The following is a 23,399-nucleotide window of genomic DNA, read 5'->3' on the forward strand; positions in this document are numbered from 1 at the left end:
CTTGCGGCGTACAAGAGTAACTCCATATTATAATAACCATAACAACAAAAGATTATGAAGATAAAGAAATATATCCTATCCCTGCTGATTGGCGCGACCGCCCTCTCATTCAGTTCCTGTAATGACTTTCTGGACCGTGACCCGCTGGGCCAGTTCACGGAAGACGACGCCCCCAACGCCCTTGTAGGCGGAAAGATATTCAACGTTTACTACCTGATGCGTTCGTATGACATCACCGCAGGTATTCCCGCTTTCATGGTACACATGGTTCGCAGCGAGGATTCCGAAAAGGGCAGTGATGCCGGCGACGGCGGTAACGAAGCTGCCATGTGGGATGATTTCGAGTACACAGCCTCCAACGGCCCGTTAGCCGCTTACTGGGGTCAGAACTACAAAATCATCTACCAATGTAATGAAATCTTAGACGACATCGCCAACAGCGACCATAAGGACGACACCGAATCCATCCGCAACCGTGGCGAAGCCCTCTTCTTCCGTGCTTACTGCTACTTCAACCTGGTACGCGCCTTTGGTGAAGTCCCCCTAGTGACCATCAAAGTAGTGGAAGCCTCCGATGCCAACGTCCCCAAAACCACTGCCGAAAAGATATACGAACAGATTGACAAAGACCTGACCGAAGCCGAAAAGTGCCTGCCCTTGAGATGGGACAGCGACTATACGGGACGGCTCACCTGGGGTGCCGCACGTTCCCTGCACGCACGTACCTACATGATGCGTAACGACTGGGACAATATGTATACAGCCTCTACCGAAGTCGTCAACTCCGGCATTTATAACCTGAATACTCCGGTTGATAAAGTCTTCACCGTAGAAGGTGAGAATTGCGGCGAAAGTATCTTCGAATTGCAATGCGAAGCCACCGATGCTATGAAAGAAGACGGTAGTATCGGCAGCCAGTTCTGCCAGGTACAGGGTGTGCGCGGAGCAGGCAATTGGGACTTAGGATGGGGTTGGCACATGGCCACCACCCTGATGGGTAAAGCTTACGAACCGGGCGATCCGCGTAAGAATGCTACACTGCTTTACTTCCGCCGTAGTGATGACGAGCCTATCACAGAGGAAAATACAAACACACCCTACGGTGAATCACCCGTATCTACGGCCATGGGCGCTTACTTCAACAAGAAAGCCTATACCGACCCAGCATTGCGCCGCAAGTATACCCGCATGGGCTTCTGGGTAAATATCCGTCTGATCCGCTACCCGGACGTACTGCTGATGGCCGCCGAATCAGCCAACGAAAAAGGTTTGATGGGCGAAGCAAGCGGTTATCTGGAGCGAGTACGTGCACATGCCCGCGGCACACTGACCAATGTACTTCCGAAAGTTGAGTCTCTGGATCAGAGTGTATTGCGTGAGGCTATCCGTCACGAACGCCGCGTAGAACTGGGATTAGAGCCCGACCGTTTCTATGACCTCGTACGCTGGGGCATTGCGCAAGAAGTGCTTCAGGCTGCCGGAAAGAACTACCAGCCTAAAAATGCACTGTTGCCATTGCCGCAAACAGAGATAGACAAATCGAACGGTGTATTGGTACAGAATCCGGACTACTAAACAACTCAAGTTACGCAAGCATCAACAAGCCGTGCAACCGCAGAGTTTATCAGAAAAACCTGCGGAGGCTAAGAAGCTAAGCTGCAAGATTCTTTTCTTTCCACCATGAGGAACTTTTCTTTCCACCGTAGAGAAAGTTTCTTTCCATCATGGTGGAAAGAAAAGTTCTCCATGATAGAAAGAATAAACAGATGCCACTTCCCGGCTTAGCAATAGGTAAGAAAATCCTTAAATGCCGCGGTCGGATTGCTTACGGCAACCCATACTCATTTTATTATCTTAAAACATAGAAATATATGAAAGCAATATTCAAAAAAGCAAGCCTGTTGCTGATGGGTGCCCTGATGGGCATAGCATCTGCACAGGCGCAAAAGTCTCCACAAGACATGGATCGCTTCATCGACGCACTGATGAAGAAGATGACCGTGGAAGAGAAAATCGGACAATTGAACCTACCCGTCACGGGAGACATCACCACGGGACAGGCCAAGAGCAGCGACGTGGCACAAAAGATTGAAAAAGGATTGGTGGGCGGACTCTTCAACCTGAAAGGGGTAGACCGTATTCTTGAAGTGCAAAAGCTGGCAGTAGAGAAATCACGCCTCGGTATTCCCCTGCTGTTCGGCATGGATGTGATACACGGGTACGAAACCATCTTCCCTATTCCATTGGGATTGTCCTGTACCTGGGATATGGCAGCTATTGAGAAGTCCGCCCGTATTGCAGCCATCGAAGCAAGTGCCGACGGCATTTCCTGGACATTCAGTCCGATGGTAGACATCAGTCGCGACCCACGTTGGGGACGTGTCAGTGAAGGCTCGGGAGAAGATCCGTTCCTGGGTGGAGCTATCGCACAGGCAATGGTATACGGATACCAGGGTGCCAATCTGCAAGACCAGTTGCACCGCAACGATGAAATCATGGCTTGCGTAAAGCACTTTGCACTGTATGGAGCCGGAGAAGCCGGACGCGACTATAACACAGTAGATATGAGCCGCAACCGGATGTTCAATGAGTTTATGTACCCGTATGAGGCTGCCGTAGAGGCCGGAGTGGGTAGTGTAATGGCGTCATTCAATGAAATAGACGGTATTCCCGCCACCGGAAACAAGTGGCTGCTGAGTGATTTGCTGCGTGGTCAGTGGGGCTTCGAAGGGTTTGTGGTAACGGACTTCACAGGCATTTCAGAGATGATAGAGCATGGTGTCGGCGACTTGCAGACCGTCAGTGCACTCGCTCTTAATGCAGGGGTGGACATGGATATGGTAAGTGAAGGCTTCGTCGGTACACTGATGAAATCCATTAAAGAAGGAAAAGTAAGAATGGGCACGTTGAATACAGCCTGTCGCCGGATATTGGAAGCGAAATACAAGCTGGGACTGTTCGATAATCCTTATAAATACTGCGACGTGAACCGTCCGAAACGGGATATCTTCACAAAAGAGCATCGTGACGCCGCCCGCAAGATTGCCGGCGAAAGTTTTGTTCTTCTGAAGAATACCCCCACCACCGCACAGCCACTCGTAGCTCATAACTCGTCAACCGTAGCTGCTTCACCCGTGCTTCCGTTGAAGAAGCAAGGCACAGTTGCCGTCATCGGCCCTCTCGGAAATACCCGCAGCAATATGCCGGGCACCTGGAGCGTAGCCGCACGCCTCAACGATTACCCTTCTTTATACGAAGGCTTGAAAGAAATGATGGCAGGCAAGGTCAACATCACCTATGCCAAAGGTAGTAACCTTATCGGCGATGCAGCTTACGAAGAACGTGCCACCATGTTCGGCCGTTCATTGAACCGTGACAATCGCACAGACCAGGAGTTACTGGACGAAGCACTGAAAGTTGCAGCCGGTGCCGATGTTATCGTAGCTGCACTGGGAGAATCTTCTGAAATGAGCGGTGAAAGTTCAAGCCGCACCGAACTCGGCTTGCCCGATGTACAGCATACTTTATTGGAAGCCTTACTGAAAACAGGCAAACCCGTAGTACTAACCCTCTTTACCGGTCGGCCGTTGACGCTGAACTGGGAACAGGAGCATGTACCTGCCATCCTGAACGTATGGTTCGGAGGCAGTGAAGCGGCTTATGCCATTGGCGATGTTCTGTTCGGTGACGTGAATCCGAGTGGAAAACTAACCATGACTTTCCCGAAGAATGTAGGCCAGATACCTTTGTTCTACAATCATAAGAATACCGGTCGGCCACTGGCAGCAGGCAAATGGTTCGAAAAGTTCCGTTCAAATTATCTGGATGTGGATAATGAGCCGCTATATCCCTTCGGTTATGGATTGTCATATACCACTTTCCAGTACAGTGACATTGCATTGAGCACACCGACATTGGGAAAAGATGGTTCCGTTACAGCCGTAGTCACCGTCACCAATACAGGCAAACATGACGGTGCGGAAGTAGTTCAACTCTATATCCGCGACCTCGTAGGAAGCATCACCCGCCCTGTACGCGAGTTGAAAGGGTTCAATAAAATCTTCCTTCGTGCCGGAGAAAGCAAAACGGTATCATTCACTATCACGCGTGATCTGCTTCGCTTCTATGATTACAACCTGAACTACGTAGCCGAGCCGGGTGACTTTGATATCATGATCGGTGGAAACAGCCAGGCTGTGAAGACGGCGAAGTTGACGCTGAGCAAGTGACAAGCTACAAGCTACGAGCTACAAGTGCCTTTCGGACTACACAGCGCAGCCACTTGTAGCTTGTAGCTCGTAGCTTATTTATCATCCCTAACCCCTTATTAATTATGAAACAATTAACAACCTACCTTCCCCTCCTCTTCTTGCTTCTCCTCGGAGCCTGCAAGAATGCCAAGACCGGAAGTGCCGCCCAACTTACCGATGATGCCCTCATGGACACCGTTCAACGGCGAACCTTCAATTACTTCTGGGAAGGCGCGGAGCCTAACAGCGGTCTTGCCCCCGAGCGTATCCACATAGATGGTATCTACCCCGAAAAAGACCAGAACGTCATTACTTCCGGCGGTAGCGGCTTTGGCATTATGGCGATACTTTCAGGTATCGACCGCAACTACATCACTCGTGAAGAAGGTCTGGCACGTATGGAAAAGATAGTCTCTTTCCTTGAAAAAGCCGACCGCTTCCACGGTGCCTATCCTCACTGGTGGTATGGAGATACCGGCAAGGTAAAGCCTTTCGGACAGAAAGACAACGGTGGCGACCTCGTAGAAACAGCTTTCCTTATACAAGGACTGCTTGCCGTACACCAATATTACGTCAATGGCTCTCCCCAAGAACAGGCACTTGCCAAGCGCATCGATACCCTTTGGCGTGATGTCGACTGGAATTTCTATCGCCAGGGCGACCAGAATGTACTCTACTGGCATTGGAGTCCCGAATACGGTTGGGCAATGGACTTCCCCGTACATGGTTACAACGAATGTCTCATCATGTACCTGCTTGCCGCTGCCTCACCCACGCACGGCGTTCCCGCCTCCGTCTATCATGAGGGATGGGCACAGAACGGCGCCATCGTCGAACCCCATAAAGTAGAAGATATCGAACTTCATCTGCGCTATCAGGGTTGTGAAGCAGGTCCCCTCTTTTGGGCACATTATTCCTTCCTCGGATTAGATCCGACTCATCTAAAAGATGAATACTGCGCCAGCTATTTCGATGAAATGCGTAATCTGACTCTCGTGAACCGTGCTTATTGCATCCGAAATCCGAAGCACTACAAAGGTTTCGGTCCGGACTGTTGGGGACTGACCGCCAGCTACTCCGTCAACGGATATGCCGCCCACATGCCGAACGAACGGGATGACCAGGGAGTCATCTCTCCTACCGCCGCTCTTTCGTCCATCGTCTATACCCCGGACTATTCACTCGCTGTGATGCGCCATCTCTATGATATGGGCGATAAGCTATTCGGTCCTTATGGTTTCTACGATGCTTTCTCCGAAACAGAGAACTGGTATCCCAAACGATATCTTGCCATCGATCAGGGACCTATTGCCGTCATGATAGAGAACTATCGCACCGGTCTGCTATGGAAACTATTTATGAGCCATCCGGATGTACAAAACGGATTGCAGAAACTGGGATTCTCAACAGATAAATAAATAAGAAAAGCCGGAAGCAGTACACAAACCTGTTCCCGGCTTTTACTTTTCCTCAAGATCACTCACACCGTCCTTATTCTTTATCCATCTAATAAACAATGCATTAAATTGATTTGAGTAGTAAATGAGTAGTCCCCGATTTGTTAAAAATCAGGGATATGTATTGGTGGTGAATATCTTTTTTGCAGTTCGCAAATCGAAAGCCGCAAGATATAAAAGCGAACTATTGAAATTTTATATTATATTCTGGTAAATACGTTCTACTTGATATTATTTCCTGCCCTGTACTTTTCACAGTCATAGTAACAGTTACATTAACTCCAAGATTCGCTACATATAATACAGGCTTACCATTAAAATATGCATTACTTATAGACAATGGGAAGCTATTTGTATCAGTACGATTATAAGATGCCATATATGAAAAGACCGTATTATAATATACCGAAAAAGTCTCTGTATATACTGAACTACTGCCAATATAAACACCAATATCACTTAAAACTATCGGATAGTCGTAGTATGCTAATTTAACCTTTGTACCTTTTTCTTCATTTTGAATAACTGTGGGAGAAGGATCATACCCTGATCTTTTACTTGGTATATAAGTACAGTATACCGTATAAGAATTATTAGGAGTAATATTATAATATTTTTTAAATTGAACATCCCATTCACTTCCCTCAAACTCCACAAGATTATAACGAACTTTATAAGTTATTTCATCCGCTATGGATGGATTAATAACTACATTAAATGTTGGACGAAATGATAATGTATAATATTTTCCCGCATACTTACAATTATATGCAGAAGCTATATCTGGCCGGGCAATTACTTCGTGATAAGTTCCTGTTATATCTAATATTGGTGCAGATGCTAAATTCCAAGCTCCAAATCCTTCATCACATTTTATAGCTGTTAGCGGCAAGACAGGAACCGAACTATTTTCAATCATTTGCCCCTTCAAATCAATAGTTCCATTAGTAGATAATTCAACTGTTTGTATAGTGGGTTCATTAACTTTTTTCGAACCGAGAAATGAACCAAAAAGAGCATTTAATCCTCCAGATATCAAACCTGTAACTCCCCCTTTAGCTAATCCAGCCAATCCACCAGCAACCATATTACCAATATTTTTAAAAATTCCAGAAGGAATATTGTTTAGGGCTTTTTCAGCCTCGCCTTTCACCCATTTCTCGGCAGCATCCCCACCTGCCTTTACTATAGAATTTGCACCTTTTTGCAGAAGATTCGGAGATGAAGAGTAATGATCTTCAACAATAGTACCTGTTGTTGTATCTTTATAATTCCCTGTAAGTGTCAACTCAGATATGTTTAACACTTTCGAATAAACATTTATGTTTCCATCAGCTCGTCCTGTATATGTAAGCGGTATTTGAAAACAATTCCAACCTTGATCAATACCCAAAGTAGTGTTATTACTCAAACAATTAACACCCACACGTTGAATTGAAGTTCGATCCAATGGTGCCGTAAATGTAGTTCCTTGATTGAAGTAACCATAATACTTTTCATCAAAGAACTCCCAAACAGCATTATTATTTAAGAACGAGCTCCTATTATAATAAAAGACTTTTAAAATACCTGTATATTTATTATAGAAGATTAGATAATCACTACCATTATCTTTACTGGGAGTACTTAAAAACATCCAACCATCTTGTTTCTTTATGTCCATTCTTGTATCATAGATTATGCTAGTAGGAGCATATTCGACCCAAGGTAAATCATAAGTCTTATTATCTGTCAATAGAATAGACGTTTGATTTTCCCAATCTTGTTCAAAATCCAGAGGGTTCAAGGATCTAGTACTCTCTGACGCATCAGTTTCTAAATTCAATAAATTGCTTTGGCTTTCATCTGTACATGAATAATTAATAAGAACAGATAAAATAACGAAGAAAATAGATACATGTTTCATAATAATAAAAATTTAAAGGTTATACTACTACATAAATATATTTTCAATGCAATAAATACGCCATGCTAATCATTTTCTCACAATCTACCCTATATTACAAACACTTATGACATTTAGTTTATTTAGTACATGAATTCCATAATAACGTAGGTCATTTTCTATCGTTTCCGTACACTCAAACACCACACCTATATTACATTTAAAGAATAATAAGATATACATTTGAGCTAATTAATAAACACCAGCAAGTTATGAAAACTTTATTAAATAACAAAGAATACAAGTGTAAATATTTTTATGAGATCTCCACTGGCGATACGATGATACACCCAAAGCCCCCGCTTTGGTCAAATAGATGATATCCAGAAACAGACCTCTTTCATCATCCACAAGAACGAACTTATCCTGAAACTGAAAGAGATGGTAGATGAGATTTGTTCCCGTAATACGCAGAAAGCCTTATTACCTCTTTACCAGAAAATAAATACATTGCTTGCCAATAACCTCGATACGGAAGATGACTGGAGAATGAGTACTTTTTAAATATAGATTAATAGAAAAGAAATCTATTTCTCTAATCATGTAACACCATGAAAAGTATCTGTAACATCCTACTAACCGGTTAAAAAAACATCGTCTATCTTTGCCAACAGATGTAAACCTCTTAAAAAGATAGAAACATGAAAAACAGGAAAACACGTTTATGGGTACTGATTGTTCTGCTGAACATAGGTATGGGCATTTCCACATTTGCACAGAAAATCCCCTTAGTCTACACTGTGGAAAATACGGGAATAAAGAATCCTGCACCCGTGTTGCCGGGTATCGATGAACTGCCGGTGGTAAAAACACTGACCGATCCCTTCCAATGGTCCGATGGCAGTGGCCGTTCAACCAACTTCAAGGACTGGAGCCGACGGCGTGCAGAGATAGCCCGCGAAATAGAACACTACGAAATCGGCGAGAAACCCGTAGTGTCGAAAAAAGACATTACCGCGGATATCGTGGATGATACCCTCAGAGTAAATGTAACAGTGAACGGACAAACGCTCACCCTGAAAGCAAAAATTACTTATCCGGCAGGTAAAGGCCCTTTCCCTGCCATCATTGGAATAGGCAGAGGTACGGGTAGTCTTCCTCCCGCCATCTTCACGAGCCGCAATATAGCACAAATCGCATTCAACTTCACACAAGTCATGTCGCACACACAAAAGCGCGGCAACGAGCCTATCAACAAACTTTATCCTGACCGTACGGACATGGGAGCCTATTGCGCCTGGTCCTGGGGAGTGAGCCGTATCATTGACGGATTGGAAATCGTAGGTAAAAAGAGCAAGATAGATACCAAACGACTGGCCATATCCGGTTGTTCCTTCGCCGGGAAAATGGCTCTTTTTGCCGGAGCATTCGATGAGCGTATTGCACTGACCATTGCTCAGGAACCGGGTGGTGGCGGTGCAGCTGCATGGCGTGTTTCCGAAACGCTGGGTGAAGTGGAAACTTTGGGAAGAACCAGTCATGCCTGGTTTAAGGAAAGTATGTTCCAGTATAAAGAAGATAATGTATCGAAATTGCCGTATGACCACCACGAACTGTGTGCCATGGTAGCACCGCGTGCACTGCTGGTACTTGGAAACCCGGATTATGTATGGCTGGCTGATGAATCGGGTTATGTCTCCTGCCGTGCTGCCCGTAAAGTATGGGAAACCTTCGGCATTGCCGACAGAATGGGCTTCTCCATCGTAGGCGGACATGGGCACTGCCAGCTGCCCGAAAGCCAGTATCCTGAAGTAGAAGCGTTTGTCGACAAGTTCCTGCTTGGAAAGAAAGACGCGAATACAGAAGTAACCATTGCGCCACTTTACGAAAAGGTGGACTATGAGCGCTGGTTATTCCACTAAAACTCTTTATCTTTGGGGGTATAACACTTACTAATACCCCCAAAGAATCATGAAAAGAATTTTATTAGCTATCTGTGTGATAGCGCTGTCTCTCCTTTCCTACGGACAAGGCAGCTACGAACGAGGCAGATTATTCTCCACCGCCACCACCTTGGGTGCCACCACCACCACCTTTCACATCGTCGTTACTAATGGAGCGGGCAGCTTTCTTCACACTGGCCTTCAATTCACCAATACGATAGCTAATGCTCATACCGAACGAACGGTTGGGATAACGACTCTTACTGGTAGAGTAGAAATTATCACCGAAGGTTGTATTATTAAAGTTTATATACTTTGAGAAGAGATTTGACCCATAAACGCTTACTGTCAATCGATCCTTCAGGAACGAGCGGTTTACGCTCAAACTATAATAAGAATAACCGCTGCCCTTTCCCTGCAAAGAAATATAGGGCGTACTTCCACCGGCATTCAAACTGGCACGTAAATTCCACGGGAAAGTATGCTGGATACCACCATACATAGAACCCTGCCAACCGTAATTGTGCAAGCCCTGCGACGGACTTTTAATATCCGAATACCCACCACGACCATTGATGTAGATACGTGTTTTAGGCGATGCATTCCAGTTGAGATATAAGCTCATATCAGTACGACGGCTCTTACCTATATTCTCATATGTCCTGTAAAGGGCACCTTCAGGAGCAAAGTGCCCCCCTTCGAATTCCTCACCTCCTTCGCCTATCAGTCGGCTGACATTCTCAATTCCACTGTTGTTGAAAGAGTGGCGTAATGAAACATTGATGTTGAATTTAGATGAGAAACTACTATAATTCAAATTGAACGAATGGCTCTTCTCACTCTCCAGTTCCGAATTACCCTGACTGATGAACATCGGGTTACTATCATCAAAATAAGGATTCAGATACCAAATGCCGGGACGATAGATACGCATGTCATATCCACCACGCAATGTCTGCGTTTGCCCCAGCTTAATACCCATAGATACGGAAGGCACCAGATCATTATAACTCACCTTAAAATCCTCACCTGCACCGACGATATAACGTACATCCTGCGCTGTGTGCTCAAAACGTAAACCTGGCTTGAAGGTGAAATCCTTGTAACGCAACGTATATCCCAGGTAAGCAGCCAAGATGTCATTCAAATGCTCGTAGTTACTACTACGTTTTTCATTGTATACATAGTCTCCATTACCATCGTTGCTCCTGTCCTCCTCAAAGTTATTTTTGCTGACATTGTTGCGGATAATGTACTTTACACCCGTTTCTATGGTATGTATCTTGCCGATGGGAGTCGTATAGTCTACCTGAAAAGTATGCTCCGTGGTATTAGTCTTACCGAAAGTGTGCGAATTGTAAAGTTGAAAATCCTCGGGCACTTGATAACGATCCAAATAGCGGTTATAACTATCACTCTCCTGTGGTTGAGTATTAATTTTATACGACAGGGTGAGCATACGGTTCTTGTTCTTCTTAGAAGTGCGTTGGTAGTCGATATTACCACGGATGGAATACCATGAACCGTCTCCGTCCATCAAATTACGATAACTATATGCTTTCTTGTCGCGTGCGGTGTTCCACATCTCAGTATTTCCTTGCGATTCGTTATCATTTCCACCACCATACATACCTACGGACATAGTGATGAGCCGCAATGTATCGATCTCATAACTAGCCTCCAAGTTGCCATGCTGGAATTGTCCGCTATAATCCGATTCGGAAGTGGACTCCAAGTACTTCTGGTCAGTAGAATTATAATCTTCCCGATAGCTATCCGAATAGCTGGTAGGCTGGGTGTTATAACTGTAATTGTAGTTGCCTGTCAACGTAAGCTTTCCCTGTTTGATCGTAGCATAGGCACCGGCACCCAGTCCCATATTGCTGGCACGACCGCTGAAGGTGGCTGTATAGCCTTCGAATCCACTGCCAACAGTCACAATATTGAGGATACCTCCCACTCCTTCGGCATCATACTTTGCTCCCGGAGAGGTGATAACTTCGATATATTTAATAGTATTCGCAGGCATACTCTTCAACACTTCCTTGGGGTTATTACTCATCATGTTGTTGGGTTTGCCGTTAACGTGTATCTTAAAGCTACTGCTACCGTTTACCTGTATATTATCTTCGCCGTCTACCGTCACCAAAGGTACTTTTCGCAACATCTCTATCACGGAATTGGTTTTCGAATCGGGGTCGTCTTCAATATTATACTCTATCTTGTCCACATCCACCTTCACCAAAGGCTTTTGAGCTACGACTTCCACTTGTCCCAATTCGTTGGATGCATCCGTGACATACAGCGTACCGAAATCAACAATTTTCTCTCCTGCTTTCACGGTGAAATCTTTCACAATGGTATTTCTACCAATAGAAGAAATCGTCATCACAAAATCACCCGTCCCCGGAATCTTTTCCTGAAACTTTCCTTTCATGTCTGTTACCAGCATTTTCAATGCATGGGCAGGCGCTTCTTTTTTCACGATTTTGATTGTGGCATAAGGTTCTCCCTCTTGAGTCAAAGAATCCAGTAAGACTCCTTTAATCTGAAATGGAGGTGCCGCATTCTGTGCCGCTACCAATGAGGATATTACCAACATGATAAGCAGCAAAGGGCATTTAATTTTCATTTCTGTTTTTGTTTGTTTGATGAATATTTAGTTGACTGTTCTTGTATTAGACGTAACTTGTACCTATTTTGTCACAATGAAAGTGGCAAAAGTAGGCTGTTTTTCTTGGACTACGAGGTTTTCGGAGTTAAAAAAGCACAAAGAAAAGGGGATAACCCGTGCTTTTATCTGTTTAATGCTACATAATACTCACCTTCACTATATTTTCTATTTCACCTTGTACTCGCAAACGAATGCATTCAATTTATCTTTTATAAAAAACAAAAAAACATTTTGAGGTACTTTTATCCTCCATGAAAGATAAAAATGTTATCTTTGTCTAAACATTCAGAGTTTGAACTACAAAGAATTTCTGGAATTCCATCAGTTGGAAGACATCGATTCTTCTTTAATGAAATATCTGACTTACGGAGGATTACCACAACTATATCGCATTGGAATAGAGAATCAGGATTTAGCCCAAGACTATCTCCATAATATCTATAATACCATAATATTGAAAGATGTCATTGCCAGAGAGCAAATCCGCAATGTGCCTTTCTTGGAAAACTTAATATCTTTTATCAGTGATAGCACAGGAAAAATAATTTCAGCATCAAGTATTAGCAAATACATGAAAACACAACAGATAGAAGTTACTACCACTGTCATATTAAACTATCTGGCCTACTTTTGCAATGCTTTTATCATCAACAAGGTTCCCAGATATGATATTCATGGTAAACGCCTCCTGGAATCCAGTGAAAAGTATTATTTTGAAGATTTAGGACTTAGAAATGCCTTAACCGGTTCCAACCAAATCGGAGATATTGAGAAATTAATAGAAAACGCAATCTATCTGCACCTCAAAAGCCAAGGATTTACAGTGTCTGTAGGGCAATTCCGACAAATGGAAATTGATTTCGTGGCTAAAAAGAATGGGCAAACCATATATGTACAAGCCACGTATCTTCTTGCATCGGAAGATACCATAGAACGAGAATTCGGTAATCTTCAACTTATTAAAGACAACTACCCTAAATATGTCATTTCATTAGACCCATTCCATAAAGTGAATGACCGGGAAGGCATTACGCAACTTCATCTAAGGGAATTCCTGAGAAGGGATTTCTGACAGCAAGAATAACTTATAACAAATAGAAAAAAAGCAGCATGCAAACATTCACCGCAATCACACCGCCAAAACCACGCAGCACCCACTGGCGCAACGGACTCTTCCCGCCTGCAAAGAACAACGCATAGCACATATTCACGGCAATATTACTCACTATAGCCTGCATACAGCAAGCTGTCACCACCACAACGGCAACGCCCGAACCTTGCAGCAGGTTCAGAATAAATGGAGTGATATCACTCAGCCCAGCAATGAACGACAAGACATTCAATCCACCCGTACCGGTATAAATCAAAGTATAATGTGTCACAATGGTGAATATCACAAACAGAACGGCAAAAATCAGTGCAACTTTAAATTCCAACGGGTTACTGCTATCTTCTTCTTCAGCTTCTTCGCCCGTCACCGGAATCGGCTTACGCTTCCGATGCAGATACCAGGCCACGCCCGCCGTAACGAAGGACATAATAAGCAGGTATGGATAAATTTCCGCAAGAATCGCCTTACTGAATATTCCTATTAATATAAGGAAACGAAGAAACATCATACTCACGGCCAACAACATTGCTGCGGCATATTCCGGCGCCTCCTGTGCAGGCGCCTTGCGACTCTTACGGGCCAGAACAGAAATAGTTGCCGTACTGCTATACAAACCACCTATAATACCGGATACCAGAATACCGGACTCATGAAATACATATCGCCTCAACAGATAAGACAGATAAGAGATACCGGATACAACTACCGTAGCCAACCAAACGGTATAAGGGGTCAAATTAATGTCGGGTATCAGATTTTCATTCGGCAACATCGGTAAAATAATACCACTGATGGCAAGGAACTTGGCGAGAGTAATCATCTCGTCATTCTTCATGCGCTGTGCGAGTTCCGTAAAAGTATGCTTCAATTCGGTAAAGAGCAATACCGTCACAACCACCATCACGTAAAACCAGGAGGGTTGTGTGGCTACAATAGGAGCAATGCAATAAGTGATGAGTGCGATAATAATGGTAGTAACCCCGAATACATGGAACTGAGATTGTTTAACGTAATAGTTCAATCCCAGCAGCAGTCCCAATATAGCGCCACCGCCCATAAACAAGCGGTAATCCACCGGATCAAGAATATAAAGCAGATACCCCAGAATACCTATAAAAGTGAACGTGCGGTCCGTACCGAACAACGTTGTCTCCCCTTCACGCTTCAAACTGATTTTCCGCTGTGAAAGTCCTATTAATAAAGAAAACAAAGTCACCAATACAAAGGTCACCAGTTCTCTAGGCAGGTATTCATAAAGTTTCTCCATTTCGTCCTCTGAATATACTTGATTAGCAACCATTTGCAAGGAGTTAACTTCCTGTCAACAAGAAGTTAACTCCTTGTTGACAAACTCTTAACTTCTTGTCGACAAGGTATTAAGGCCTTACCAAGCAGTGTATGGATGCTTCATCAGTTGCGAGTTATAGTAACGGACGTCGCCTGTTACTTCCTGCCCTATGAAGTCCGGCTTTTCGAAAGCCTCATCTTCCGAAGCCAATTCCACTTCAGCAACTACCAAACCTTCATTTTCACCGTAGAACTCATCCACCTCAAACGTATGCCGTCCGCTGCGCACCAGATAACGGGTTTTATCAATAACACCCGGTTCACAAAGTTTCATCAGTTCCTCTGCTTCATTCAATGGAATCTCTTTTTCCCACTCATATCGGCTGAGTCCCGAGGCATCGGAAGCACCTTTTATCGTAAGATATCCCTTTCCGTTACGGATGCGCACCCGCACGGTCCGGCCTCTTGCACTACTGATATAACCTTGTACAATACGGCTTTGTTCATACGCCCTCGATTTGTACTCCCCCGTCACGAGGAATTTCCGTTCTATTTCTTGCGACATCTATTCGTTATTTCCCCAAGAACGAGTATCCTATCAGCATCACCAACACCAGTATCAATGCAGATACGCCAATAATCAACAACACTTTCTTAGCTTGTTCTTCTTCTTTCTGGCTATGCATAGCCTTTTTCTTACTCTTTCCCATAATGTGTTCTTAGTATTAAAGTTCAACTGATAACAAAGTAACATGAAATTCGGGAAGATTCCAAAAGAAAAGAGGAAATTTATTTGTGACAAACTAATACCCGAACCGTATCTGAGCCGTACTTGCTCCGTACATTCTTCGGTTAGAGGTACCTCTGAGCGAAGAAAGTACGGAGTTGGTACGGAGCAAGTGCGGTTCAGATACAGTTCGGGTATGGCAGAAAGGTATCTTGAACTACCTACAGGTAGTTAGTAAACTACTACGTAGTAAGTGTCCAACTACTTACGGGTAGTTTAGTATTTACTAGGTAGTAGTTTTTCGATGCTCTAAGATAGTTTTCTAAAAAAATGGTACAGCTATATGGAATATATATTACCTTTGTCGTGATCACTTAGACAGTATTACACAAATAACGGATGTATCCGGTAATATTGTACAAGAATTGAGTTATGATGCCTGAGATAAACTACGAAATCCAGCTACACAAGCTATCTATGCGCCAGGAAGTGAACCGGAACTCTTTTTAGGCAGAGGATATACCGGACATGAACATCTTGCGGTCTTTGGTTTGATTAATATGAATGCCCGACTATACGATCCGGCATTAGGACGTTTTCTAAGTCCTGACCCGTATGTACAGAACCCGGATTTCAGTCAGAATTTCAATCATTACAGCTATTGTTTAAATAATCCGCTAATATATGTAGACCAAAATGGTGAATGGTTCCTTATAGATGATTTAATCGCTGCTGCTATCGGTGGTATATTCAATGTAATAGTTAATGCCGTATAAGGCAACATACACAGTGTAGGACAAGGATTCGCCCTCTTTGGGACAGGAGCAGCTTCTGGATTTGTAACCATCTATGCAGGACCAATTGCCGGAGCAGCGGTATTAGGTGCAACAAATAGCATTGTCAATCAAGGATTCAACAATGGCTGGGGTAACATAGACTGGATGCAGGTTGGCAGTTCAGGTATAATGGGGGGAGCAACTTCTTATTTAGGAGGAAATTTAGGTAGCTATTTTGCAAAACCAATTAGCAAATTAACAGAAGGGATTGCAAGCCCCATATTAAAAGAGGTTTTGACACAAGGAACATTAAACTCCGCTACAGGTTTTGGTTTAGGTACGGCTATGGCCTTAGGTTCAGGTGCTGATCTTGGAGAAGCATTAAAGCAAGGAGGCCAAAGTGCTGCATTAGGATTAATGTCTGGTATAATGAATGGCACTGCTGACGGTATAAGAACCGGTATTAAAGAAGGCATTGACCCATTTACTGGTAAATCTTGGATGAGTGAAAGGGCAATGAATTCAACGCAACATGCTAATGCCAAAAATAGGAATAATGACTTAGATATATCAGAGAGCAAAATGGCAAAAAAGACAACAGAACTAGTCATGAGAAATCGATATAGATTAAAAGAAGGTGATAATACATTCGTAGGTAAAATCAATGGTATAAACAAAAGTATAAAAGCTTTTGTACGAAACGGTGAAGTTATATCTACTAATCTCTATCCTAGAATATCTAATAGAAGAACGGATGGTCCCATCATCAAATTTGGAAACAAAAAATGGAAATAAATAATTCAATGATAAGAATAGACAACAAACAAAATGTTTTTTAAAGAATACGTTTTTGCGAGAAAAGTGTTCTTTGCAAAAGACGTTTCTTCAGGAAATACGTCTTTTACAAAGAACAGTATAGCTTTCTCTTCACGCTATTGAAAACAAAGAATGGGCATCACTTCATCCATCAAGTGACACCCATTCTCTTTATATGGAAATAAAATTTATTCCTCTTGTCCCGCAAATTCCATCAGATACGCTTTGATGAAGCCATCTATCTTGCCATCCATCACTCCGTTGACATCCGAAGTCTGGAAGTTGGTTCGGTGGTCTTTTACACGGCGGTCATCAAATACATAGCTTCGTATCTGCGAACCCCATTCGATTTTCTTCTTTCCGGCTTCCACCTTGGCTTGTTCGGCCATGCGGTGCTGAAGTTCCTTATCATACAGAATGGAACGTAACTGGCGCATTGCATTCTCGCGATTCTTGGGTTGGTCGCGGGTTTCCGTATTTTCAATCAGGATTTCCTCTTCCTCGCCCGTATACGGGTCTTTGAACTGATAACGCAGACGAACTCCGGATTCCACTTTGTTCACATTCTGCCCACCGGCACCACTGGAACGGAAAGTATCCCAGGAGATATTGGCGACATTGATGTTTACCTCAATGGTATCATCAACCAGCGGAGTTACAAAAACAGAAGCAAAAGAAGTCATACGCTTGCCCTGCGCATTGTAAGGAGATACACGCACCAGACGATGCACACCATTCTCCCCTTTCAGATAGCCATAGGCATAATCACCTGAAATCTCGATAGTACAGGTTTTGATACCGGCCTCATCCCCTTCCTGCAAGTTAGAAATGACAGCCTTGTAGCCATTGGTTTCGGCATAGCGCAAATACATACGCATCAGCATGCTTGCCCAGTCCTGACTTTCCGTGCCACCTGCACCGGAGTTGATTTTCAACACACAGTCCATCTGGTCGGCTTCATCACGAAGCATATTTTTCAGTTCAAGTTCATCAATGGCAACGGAGGCTTTGGCATAAGCTTCATCTATCTCTTCCTCGGTTACAAGTTCATCCTTGTAGAAGTCAAAGGCTAGTTGCAATTCATCCGATAATGTCTTTATTTCATTATAACCGGCTATCCACTGTTGCAAACCTTTCACCTTCTTCATCTGTGCCTCAGCCGCCTTCTGGTCATCCCAAAAACCCGGAGCCTGCGTGCGCAACTGTTCTTCTTCCACCTGGATTTTCTTTCCTTCGATGTCCAGATAGCGGTAGAGTGCCTCGGTGCGCTCTTTAATGCTTTTCAGTTGTTCTATGGTAATCATAAGTTCTATTTACGATTTAACGATTTACTATTTACGATTGAAATTAGTATCTAATTATGAAAATATTTACTTTTTGAGTGCAAAGGTATGAAAAAAACGCATATTTTTGCAGTTATCAATCTAATAAGTCAGCTTATGAACAAACTATTCCGACAAATTGGTTTAACGTTTATCCTACTGGTAGCGATAAGCTTAGGTAGTTGTACGTCGAAGTACAGCTACGAAACAGTACCCAACGATCCGCTGAAAGCGCGCATCTACACTCTGGACAACGGTTTGAAAGTCTACATGACTGTAAACAAGGAAACTCCGCGCATACAAACGTACATTGCAGTACGTGTAGGTGGTAAAAACGACCCCGCAGAAACTACCGGATTGGCTCACTATTTCGAGCACCTGATGTTTAAAGGCACCACGAACTTCGGTACTCAGAACTATGAAATAGAAAAGCCTTTGCTTGACCAGATCGAAGAACAATTCGAAGTTTATCGCAAGACTACGGACAGCCTTGAACGTAAAGCTATTTATGCAAAAATCGACAGCATCTCCTACGAAGCATCCAAATATGCCATCCCCAACGAATATGACAAACTGATGGCCGCCATCGGTGCCAACGGTACAAATGCCTACACCAGTTTTGACGTTACTTGCTACACGGAAGATATCCCCAGCAATCAGATTGATAACTGGGCAAAAATTCAAGCAGAACGTTTTGAGAATTGCGTGATCCGCGGTTTCCACACTGAATTGGAAACGGTTTACGAAGAAAAGAACATGTCGCTGACCCGCGACCCGCGCAAAGTTTACGAAGCAGTGCTTTCTTCTCTTTTCCCACACCATCCGTATGGAACACAAACCGTACTTGGAACTCAGGAAGACCTGAAGAATCCTTCCATCACCAACATCAAAGAATATTATAAGAAATGGTATGTGCCCAACAACATGGCTATCTGCCTTTCCGGTGATTTCGATCCCGACCAGATGATTGCAACCATTGATAAATATTTTGGTGGTTTGAAACCGAATACTGATCTGCCGAAACTGGACCTGCCGAAAGAGACCCCGATTACAACACCTGTTGTACGTGAAGTTATCGGCCCGGATGCCGAAAGCGTTGCTCTTGCATGGCGCTTCCCCGGAGCAGCCGACAAAGATGTGGAAACTTTACAAGTAGTTTCCCAGATACTCTATAACGGACAAGCCGGTCTGTTCGACCTTGACCTGACACAACAGCAGAAGACGTTAAGCTCTTATTGCTATCCTATGACCATGAGCGATTACAGTGCACTGTTGATGCAGGGACGCCCCAAACAAGGACAGACTCTGGACGAAGTGAAAGACCTCATGCTGGGTGAACTGAAGAAACTCCGCGACGGCGACTTCGACGAAAAGATGCTGGAAGCCAACATCAACAACTTCAAACTGTATCAGATGCAGCAGTTGGAAAACAATGACGCACGTGCCGACATGTTCGTTGAGTCATTCGTAAACGGCAGCGACTGGGCAGACGAAGTAACCTCCCTCGACCGTATGTCAAAGCTGACCAAGAATGACATCGTAGCCTTTGCCAACAAATATCTGAAAGATGACAATTACGCCATCATCTACAAGAGACAAGGCAAAGACCCGAATGAGAAGAAGATGCCGAAACCCGAAATCACTCCTATCGTGATGAATCGCGACACTGCCAGTACCTTCCTGAAAGAAATACAAGCAAGCGTAGTGACTCCTATCGAACCGGTATTCCTGGACTACTCCAAGGATCTTACCCAACTGAAAGCAAAATCGGATATTCCTGTACTTTACAAACAGAATACAACGAATGATATTTTCCAGTTGATTTACCTCTTTGATATGGGTAACAACAATGACAAAGCACTCGGTACCGCTGCCCAATATCTGGAATACCTCGGTACTGCCGACATGACTCCGGAAGAGGTTAAGAGCGAATTCTATCGTCTTGCGTGCTCATTCTTTGTATCTCCGGGTAGCAAACGTACTTATGTTGTACTCTCCGGCCTCAACGAAAATATGCCTGCTGCCATGGCCCTCTTCGAAAAACTGTTGGCAAATGCCCAAGTGAATAAAGAGGCTTATGCAAATATGGCTAACGATATTCTGAAATCCCGCAAGGACGCTAAGCTGAATCAGATGCAAAACTTCTCACGCCTGATGTCTTATGCTACTTATGGTCCGAAATCTCCGGCAACCAATCTGCTGACCGAAGCAGAATTGACCTCTATGGATCCGCAACAGCTTGTGGACCGTATCAAACAGTTGAACAGCTTCAAGCATCGTATTCTTTACTACGGACCAAGTAACCAGGATGACCTGCTTGCCATCATCAATAAAGAGCACCAGGCACCGGAGACTTTGAAAGAAATTCCTGAAGGAAATAACTTTGAAGCACTACTGACACCGGAAACGAAGATTTTCATTGCTCCGTATGATGCTAAACAAATCTATATGTCGCAAATCTCCAACAAGGGAGAGAAATTTGATCCTACAGCTGAATCCGGCCGCCAATTGTACAACGAATATTTCGGTGGCGGCATGAATTCCATCGTATTCCAGGAAATGCGCGAAAGCCGTGGTTTGGCTTATTCAGCATGGGCCAGCATGCTTCCGCCAAACTATTTGACAGATCCTTATATGCTCCGCACACAGATTGCTACGCAGAATGACAAGATGATAGACGCCATCAATACATTCAACGACATCATCAACAATATGCCTGAATCGGAAGCTGCCTTCAAGCTGGCCAAAGACGGTATGATTGCCCGTATGCGTACCGACCGTACCATCAAAATGGATGTTATCTGGGATTATATCAATGCCCAATATCTGGGACAGAACGTAGATAGCCGTATCAAACTGTACAACGATGTGCAGAACATGACGTTACAGGATGTTATCGACTACCAGAATAAGTGGATCAAGGGACGCACCTATACATACTGTATCCTTGGTGACAAAAAAGAACTGGATATAAATGCCTTAAAGAAGGTAGGTCCGGTAATTGAACTGAAACAGGAAGATATCTTCGGATATTAATATATCTGAGCAGTAAAACAGGGAAAGGGTTGCATTGTCATGTAACCCTTTCTTTTTTATAATTTCTGCCGGTTCTATTCTATAAATACTCTTTATTACACAAAAAGTCCACCCTCCCCGCACTGTGATTACGTACATTTGCCCCGTATTCTAATTTGTATCACATATCTAAAAGAGTATAAGACAGACCATGAAACGTTTATTCATCTTTATTATGGGAGCAATGATGGCTGTGGCAGCCACGTCCCGCACGTTCGACATGAAACAGTTGGGGGCTGATGCCAAAGGCATCAAGCCATGTACGAAACTGATTAACCAGACTATTGAAAAAGCAGCTTCGGAAGGGGGTGGAACCATCTATTTTCCTGCCGGGACTTATCTGACTGCTACTATCCACATGAAAAGTAACATTACATTGCATCTGGAATCAGGTGCCATTGTGCGCTTCTCAGACAGGTTCGAGGATTATTTGCCTTTTGTAACCGCGCGTTGGGAAGGAACCGTTATGCAAACCTTATCCCCGCTGATTTACGCTCATTCGGCAGACAATCTGACCATTACCGGACGTGGAACGCTGGATGGGAACGGACTGAAATGGTGGTTATGGGAATTTGAGACACGTAAAGTGATAAAGGAGAACGGTGGCAAACTACCTTCTCTGGATAAGTTACAGCAAATGTGGGTGGATGCCAATAAGGACCTGGAAATATCCGATTACTATAAGCCTTCGCTGGAACGTAAAATGTTCCGTCCGCCTTTTATTCAGTTCTACGAATGTACGAATATCCTTATTGAAAATGTGAAGATCATCAACTCTCCTTTCTGGACTGTCAATCCGGCCTTCTGTGATAACGTTACAATACATGGAGTAACCATCAATAACCCGTCAAGCAATCCCAAAGGACCGAATACGGACGGTATCAACCCGAGTTCCTGCCGGAATGTACGCATCTCCGACTGTTTTATCAGTGTTGGAGACGATTGTATTACCATCAAGTCCGGACGTGATGCCGACGGACGTAAATATGGGAAAGCATGCGAAAACATCACAATCACCAATTGTATCATGCTTTCCGGTCACGGTGGAGTGGTCATCGGCAGCGAAATGTCGGGCGGTGTAAAAAGGATAGCTATATCCAATTGTGTGTTTGATGGAACGAATGCCGGTATCCGTTTAAAAGCATCCCGCGGACGCGGTGGTGTAGTAGAAGATATACGGGTAGACAATATCGTAATGAAGAATATACAAGGAGATGCCTTTATTTTCGATTTATTTTATGACCGTTTATCGAAAGTAGAACCGGTGAGCGAACGTACTCCTATTTTCCGGAATATCCATTTAAGTAATGTTACGGGAAATGATATCAAGCGGATAGGCTATATAAAAGGTATTGAGGAAATGCCTATATCGGAACTGTCTTTCTCCAACATGAATATAGTGGCCGGAAAAGGATTTCAAGCAGAAACAGCCACCGATATCCGTTTTAACAACGTAAGTTTCACCGTAGAAGAAGGACCTTCACTCAACATCCGACAATGCAAGGATATATTCCTGAATGACGTGCGGACAAAGCAACCGATAGCCGGTCAGCCGGTGGTGGATTTAGAAGCAATAGAAAACCTATCAATCATTCATTGTGATTCCACACAAATTGTCAGGAAATGAATGTCCGGTAACAGGCAACCGGACGTTCTTTGTCAAGAGCATATTTACAGAAGATTAACGGACGGGAGGCATAGACCTCCCGTTTTTGCTTTCGGAACAGACCGTCTGTTTGCCTCAGACACATGATCTGTATGCCCAAAACGTATGGTCTGTTTACCTCAGACGCATCGTCCGTTTCGCAGGGATGAATCAGTGAAACGCCACACCTCAACGAGTGAAACGAATGGGCTTAAAGCGGTTGAAGTGTGGCATTTAGGTTATTGAAGTGTAGCATTTAAGCTGCTAAGCTGTGGCATTCGGGAAGTTAATATATGGCATTTCAAAAGACGAACCATAGGGATAAAAAGAAAACGGAGAAGCAATGCCTCTCCGTCCGTGCTAATTTAAAATTGAATCTTAAATAGATTTACGAATACAAATATACGACATCAGAAAGGCGATGTCAAGTA

16 protein-coding genes are annotated in these 23,399 nt (G+C 43.8%); 10 read left to right on the forward strand and 6 right to left on the reverse strand.

Annotated elements, in window-relative coordinates; all coding sequences use genetic code 11:
- The first annotated feature begins 54 nt into the window (after nt 1-54).
- From K6V21_RS03250 to K6V21_RS03260, 3 genes are all read left to right on the forward strand, one after another.
- A complete protein-coding gene (locus K6V21_RS03250) occupies nt 55-1,575 on the forward strand; it encodes a RagB/SusD family nutrient uptake outer membrane protein (RefSeq protein ID WP_224320838.1) in 1,521 nt (506 codons plus the stop codon).
- A gap of 296 nt (nt 1,576-1,871) precedes the next feature.
- Nucleotides 1,872-4,229: a beta-glucosidase BglX gene (gene bglX / locus K6V21_RS03255; protein ID WP_224320839.1), complete on the forward strand. Its 2,358-nt coding sequence runs from the start codon at nt 1,872-1,874 to the stop codon at nt 4,227-4,229.
- Nucleotides 4,230-4,333: 104 nt separating this feature from the next.
- On the forward strand, nt 4,334-5,668 hold the full coding sequence (locus K6V21_RS03260; protein WP_224320840.1) for a glucoamylase family protein: 1,335 nt from the start codon (nt 4,334-4,336) through the stop codon (nt 5,666-5,668).
- A 223-nt stretch (nt 5,669-5,891) separates the two neighbouring features.
- Here K6V21_RS03260 and K6V21_RS03265 read toward each other — a convergent pair whose 3' ends face one another.
- Nucleotides 5,892-7,613 carry a hypothetical protein gene (locus K6V21_RS03265; RefSeq protein ID WP_224320841.1) on the reverse strand — a complete coding sequence of 574 codons (1,722 nt, stop codon included), beginning with the start codon at nt 7,611-7,613 and terminating at the stop codon, nt 5,892-5,894.
- A 420-nt stretch (nt 7,614-8,033) separates the two neighbouring features.
- Here K6V21_RS03265 and K6V21_RS26655 point away from each other — a divergent pair, with 420 nt between their 5' ends.
- On the forward strand, nt 8,034-8,156 hold the full coding sequence (locus K6V21_RS26655; RefSeq protein WP_258771197.1) for a hypothetical protein: 123 nt from the start codon (nt 8,034-8,036) through the stop codon (nt 8,154-8,156).
- A gap of 137 nt (nt 8,157-8,293) precedes the next feature.
- On the forward strand, nt 8,294-9,514 hold the full coding sequence (locus K6V21_RS03270) for an alpha/beta hydrolase family protein (RefSeq protein ID WP_224320842.1): 1,221 nt from the start codon (nt 8,294-8,296) through the stop codon (nt 9,512-9,514).
- Nucleotides 9,515-9,644: 130 nt separating this feature from the next.
- Here K6V21_RS03270 and K6V21_RS03275 read toward each other — a convergent pair whose 3' ends face one another.
- Complete coding sequence (locus tag K6V21_RS03275; RefSeq protein WP_224320843.1) at nt 9,645-12,167, reverse strand: outer membrane beta-barrel family protein; 2,523 nt, start codon at nt 12,165-12,167, stop codon at nt 9,645-9,647.
- Between the two features lie 334 nt (nt 12,168-12,501).
- Here K6V21_RS03275 and K6V21_RS03280 point away from each other — a divergent pair, with 334 nt between their 5' ends.
- Complete coding sequence (locus K6V21_RS03280) at nt 12,502-13,281, forward strand: ATP-binding protein (protein WP_224320844.1); 780 nt, start codon at nt 12,502-12,504, stop codon at nt 13,279-13,281.
- A gap of 13 nt (nt 13,282-13,294) precedes the next feature.
- Here the strand turns inward: K6V21_RS03280 and K6V21_RS03285 are convergent, their stop codons facing one another.
- The 3 genes from K6V21_RS03285 to K6V21_RS03295 all read right to left on the reverse strand — a co-directional run bounded on the left by K6V21_RS03285 (nt 13,295) and on the right by K6V21_RS03295 (nt 15,317).
- Nucleotides 13,295-14,587, reverse strand: a complete 1,293-nt coding sequence (locus K6V21_RS03285) for an MgtC/SapB family protein (RefSeq protein WP_224320845.1) — start codon at nt 14,585-14,587, stop codon at nt 13,295-13,297.
- Between the two features lie 117 nt (nt 14,588-14,704).
- Nucleotides 14,705-15,172 carry a CYTH domain-containing protein gene (locus K6V21_RS03290; protein ID WP_224320846.1) on the reverse strand — a complete coding sequence of 156 codons (468 nt, stop codon included), beginning with the start codon at nt 15,170-15,172 and terminating at the stop codon, nt 14,705-14,707.
- Nucleotides 15,173-15,179: 7 nt separating this feature from the next.
- Complete coding sequence (locus tag K6V21_RS03295; protein ID WP_167332554.1) at nt 15,180-15,317, reverse strand: hypothetical protein; 138 nt, start codon at nt 15,315-15,317, stop codon at nt 15,180-15,182.
- Nucleotides 15,318-15,807: 490 nt separating this feature from the next.
- Between K6V21_RS03295 and K6V21_RS03300 the strand changes: the two genes are divergently transcribed.
- Nucleotides 15,808-16,110: an RHS repeat domain-containing protein gene (locus tag K6V21_RS03300; protein ID WP_224321990.1), complete on the forward strand. Its 303-nt coding sequence runs from the start codon at nt 15,808-15,810 to the stop codon at nt 16,108-16,110.
- Nucleotides 16,111-16,299: 189 nt separating this feature from the next.
- A complete protein-coding gene (locus K6V21_RS03305) occupies nt 16,300-16,905 on the forward strand; it encodes a hypothetical protein (protein ID WP_224320847.1) in 606 nt (201 codons plus the stop codon).
- Between the two features lie 209 nt (nt 16,906-17,114).
- Here the strand turns inward: K6V21_RS03305 and prfB are convergent, their stop codons facing one another.
- Entirely contained in the window at nt 17,115-18,230 is a 1,116-nt protein-coding gene (gene prfB, locus K6V21_RS03310; protein ID WP_217712524.1) for a peptide chain release factor 2, read from the reverse strand.
- 135 nt (nt 18,231-18,365) lie between these two features.
- Here prfB and K6V21_RS03315 point away from each other — a divergent pair, with 135 nt between their 5' ends.
- On the forward strand, nt 18,366-21,284 hold the full coding sequence (locus K6V21_RS03315; protein ID WP_224320848.1) for a M16 family metallopeptidase: 2,919 nt from the start codon (nt 18,366-18,368) through the stop codon (nt 21,282-21,284).
- A gap of 190 nt (nt 21,285-21,474) precedes the next feature.
- Nucleotides 21,475-22,950 carry a glycoside hydrolase family 28 protein gene (locus K6V21_RS03320; RefSeq protein ID WP_224320849.1) on the forward strand — a complete coding sequence of 492 codons (1,476 nt, stop codon included), beginning with the start codon at nt 21,475-21,477 and terminating at the stop codon, nt 22,948-22,950.
- The last annotated feature ends 449 nt before the right edge of the window (nt 22,951-23,399 follow it).

Origin of the sequence: Bacteroides cellulosilyticus (genome assembly GCF_020091405.1) — a bacterium.
Classification (GTDB): Bacteria; Bacteroidota; Bacteroidia; order Bacteroidales; family Bacteroidaceae; genus Bacteroides.

Coding starts and splice junctions, on each gene's coding strand:
- K6V21_RS03250 (WP_224320838.1), top strand. CDS start 55: ATGAAGATAAAGAAATATATCCTATCCCTGCTGATTGGCGCGACCGCC.
- bglX (WP_224320839.1), top strand. CDS start 1,872: ATGAAAGCAATATTCAAAAAAGCAAGCCTGTTGCTGATGGGTGCCCTG.
- K6V21_RS03260 (WP_224320840.1), top strand. CDS start 4,334: ATGAAACAATTAACAACCTACCTTCCCCTCCTCTTCTTGCTTCTCCTC.
- K6V21_RS03265 (WP_224320841.1), bottom strand. CDS start 7,613: ATGAAACATGTATCTATTTTCTTCGTTATTTTATCTGTTCTTATTAAT.
- K6V21_RS26655 (WP_258771197.1), top strand. CDS start 8,034: ATGGTAGATGAGATTTGTTCCCGTAATACGCAGAAAGCCTTATTACCT.
- K6V21_RS03270 (WP_224320842.1), top strand. CDS start 8,294: ATGAAAAACAGGAAAACACGTTTATGGGTACTGATTGTTCTGCTGAAC.
- K6V21_RS03275 (WP_224320843.1), bottom strand. CDS start 12,167: ATGAAAATTAAATGCCCTTTGCTGCTTATCATGTTGGTAATATCCTCA.
- K6V21_RS03285 (WP_224320845.1), bottom strand. CDS start 14,587: ATGGAGAAACTTTATGAATACCTGCCTAGAGAACTGGTGACCTTTGTA.
- K6V21_RS03290 (WP_224320846.1), bottom strand. CDS start 15,172: ATGTCGCAAGAAATAGAACGGAAATTCCTCGTGACGGGGGAGTACAAA.
- K6V21_RS03295 (WP_167332554.1), bottom strand. CDS start 15,317: ATGGGAAAGAGTAAGAAAAAGGCTATGCATAGCCAGAAAGAAGAAGAA.
- K6V21_RS03305 (WP_224320847.1), top strand. CDS start 16,300: ATGGGGGGAGCAACTTCTTATTTAGGAGGAAATTTAGGTAGCTATTTT.
- prfB (WP_217712524.1), bottom strand. CDS start 18,230: ATGATTACCATAGAACAACTGAAAAGCATTAAAGAGCGCACCGAGGCA.
- K6V21_RS03315 (WP_224320848.1), top strand. CDS start 18,366: ATGAACAAACTATTCCGACAAATTGGTTTAACGTTTATCCTACTGGTA.
- K6V21_RS03320 (WP_224320849.1), top strand. CDS start 21,475: ATGAAACGTTTATTCATCTTTATTATGGGAGCAATGATGGCTGTGGCA.